The 2,634-nt window shown below is 68.5% G+C and carries 2 protein-coding genes; one reads left to right on the top strand and one right to left on the bottom strand.

Annotated elements, in window-relative coordinates; translation table 11 throughout:
- Positions 1-699: 699 nt before the first annotated feature.
- Positions 700-1,047 (top strand): ATP-binding protein, encoded by a 348-nt coding sequence (locus AB0M88_RS01980; protein WP_364093931.1) that lies wholly within the window; start codon positions 700-702, stop codon positions 1,045-1,047.
- On the opposite strand, the gene AB0M88_RS01975 is transcribed toward AB0M88_RS01980, so the two are convergent.
- Complete coding sequence (locus AB0M88_RS01975) at positions 1,044-2,399, bottom strand: NAD(P)/FAD-dependent oxidoreductase (RefSeq protein ID WP_364093928.1); 1,356 nt, start codon at positions 2,397-2,399, stop codon at positions 1,044-1,046. The genes AB0M88_RS01980 and AB0M88_RS01975 overlap by 4 nt on opposite strands.
- Positions 2,400-2,634 lie beyond the last annotated feature (235 nt).

Below are 2,634 nucleotides of genomic sequence, written 5' to 3'. Positions count from 1 at the left end.
ATCCAAGCCGGATCAAACCGGCCAGGGATAAAACTAATTGGCACTGGCTTTATCAAGCACCCTGTTGAGTTCTCAAAGAACAACCACACACCGAAGATCTGGTCGCCTTCTCGGCGATCCGGCCCCCGGGGCACTCGTTCAACTTTACTAGGTCTTTGTGGCTCTGTCAACCGGTATCTCCCGGTTAGTACCACTCTGCCCCAGTCATCCCCCGAGCCAGGCGCGCAGCAGTGCTGCGTTCCGAAGTTCGAAGGATTTGGCAGGACGGCCGCTGCGGATCTCTCCGCTCGCTCGCCCGTTTCCCTGCTGGCTCGGAAAACATTACAGGCTCGTTCCCCGGGCTCCAAATCGGGTACCAGTGTCACGCGTCTCCGCAGGTCAGCGCAGGAAAACGCTAAAGATCGGCCGTTACCTGCCGGCCATCTACGACTACTCTCCGCAGCCGCGAACCAAATCGGGCTCGATCGGGCATGACGGCTCACCCACCCGGGTACACAGAGTTCAGGACGACCGAGGGGAGCGGCAATCATGGCTGGGAGCGAGAGCCGGATGCCTGGCCACGAGCAGGCCGATTTCCCACGGCGCACGAAAACCCCGTACGGGAAGAGGCGCAAGCGGAGTCACCTGGCGGAACCACCGCGGAGGCCGAGCGGTCCGCCGAAGGCGGCCGGAGGCCCGGAAGGCCGGCGGGTTCTCGAGATGACGATCTCGCTGGCCGGTCTCGAAGGGCTGCGCACGAAGGTCGCGGCCTGGATGAACCGGCTCGGCGCGGCCCGGGTACGCGATGACGTCGTGCTCGTGGCGCACGAGCTGGCCACCAATGTGGTCCGGCACGGTGGCGGATTCGGGCGTCTGCGGGTGTGGCGCGAAAGCGGGCGAATCGTCTGCCGAGTGAGCGACTCCGGTCCCGGGATGCCGGCTCTCGTACAGGAACCAGAGGCGCGGCGCCCGGGCGGCCGAGGACTGTGGATCGCGCGCCGGCTGGCCGACGTGCGGATCCAATCCGGGCCGTCCGGGACGGTCGTAGTCGCCGCGATGCCTGTCTAGAGCTCGCTGAGTGCCTGGCCGAAGCCCCGGTGGAACGTCGGGTAGGCCCAGATCGTGCTGCGCAACGTCTCGATCGGGACGGCGGCGTGCACGGCGACCGACATCGCGCCGATCATCTCGCCGCCGGCCGGGCCGGCGGTGGTAGCGCCGACCAGCACCCCGCGTTGCGTGTCGGCGATCAACTTGATGAAGCCGTCGCCACCCGGGCCGTGGATCCAGCCGCGGGTCGTCGAGCTCAGCGGAAGGTGGCTGACCCGCACGTCGATGCCCGCGTCGCGCGCCTGCTTCTCGGTCATGCCGACCGCGCCGATCTCCGGGTCGATGAACGTGACCCGCGGCTTGGCCCGATAGTCGGCGCCGGGTCCGCCCTGGCCGAGGATGTCGCGGACCGCGATGTCGGCCTCATAGAACGCCATGTGCGTGAAGACCCCGTTGCCGGTGACGTCGCCGACCGCCCAGACTTTGTCGGCCACGCGCATTCGTTCGTCGGTCTTGATGAAGCGCGCGGCCGGGTCCAGTCCCAACTGTTCCGCGCCCTCGAGCTTGGCCGCCCGGCCGGTCGCGACCAGGAGCTTCTCCCCGGTCACCTGCGATCCGTCGGAAAGGCGCACGCTGAATTCGGCCCCGTCGTGGGAGACCTGGGCGGCTCGGACGCCGCCCAGAATCCGTACGCCGTCGGCCCGCAGCGCTCGCGCGGCGACCTCGGACGACTCCGGCTCCTCCATCGCGAGCACCCGTCCACTGCCCTCGATGATCGTCACGGACACGCCGAAACGGGCGAAGACCTGGGCGAACTCGCAGCCGATCGCTCCCCCGCCGAGCACCAGGAGGGACTTCGGGAGGGCGGCGGCTTCGACCGCCTCACGGTTCGTCCAGTACGGCGTGCCGGCGAGACCTTCGACGGAAGGCACCACGGCCCGGGTGCCGGTGGCGATGACCAGGGCGCGCGTCGCCGCGTACGTCTGCTGGCCGACCCGCACCGAGCCGGCGCCGACGATCTCGCCGGTGCCCCGCACGAACCTTCCGCCCTTGGCCTCGAACCGGTCGACCGCGACCTTGTCGTTCCAGTTGTCGGTGGCCTCGTCGCGGATGCGCCGGGCGACCGGCGACCAGTCGGGCGTGACGGTCGACGCCCCGGCCAGGCCCGGAATCCGCCGCGCCTCCTCGAGCGCACCGGCCGCCCGGACCATGATCTTGGTCGGGATGCAGCCCCAGTACGGGCACTCGCCGCCGACCAGCGTGTTGTCGATGCCGATGACGTTCAGGCCGGCCGCGGCCAGGCGGCCGGCGACCTCCTCACCACCCACGCCCATGCCGAGGACGATCACGTCGACCTCTTCGATCTCGCTCATGATCACAGCTAATCATTCCCGTTCCCGGAAAAGCTCAGCCCGGTCGAGCGGGAACCGATTCTGAACCCTCGCGGAAGAGGAAACGGAGTCGGTTGCGGGAACGCGATGGTGGGCAGGGCTGGTGTCCGCCGTTCTCGCAACCGTCTCTCTCTGGCGCCCGTCTCTCTCTGGCGCCCGTCTCTCTCTGGCGCCCGTCTCTCTCTGGCGCCCGTCTCTCTCTGGCGCCCGTCTCTCT

This window comes from Actinoplanes sp. NPDC051411 (genome assembly GCF_040682075.1).
In the GTDB taxonomy this organism is placed as follows: Bacteria; Actinomycetota; Actinomycetes; order Mycobacteriales; family Micromonosporaceae; genus Actinoplanes.
Note: the sequence above shows the minus strand (reverse complement) of the source record. Positions and strands in the feature narration are given on the sequence as shown.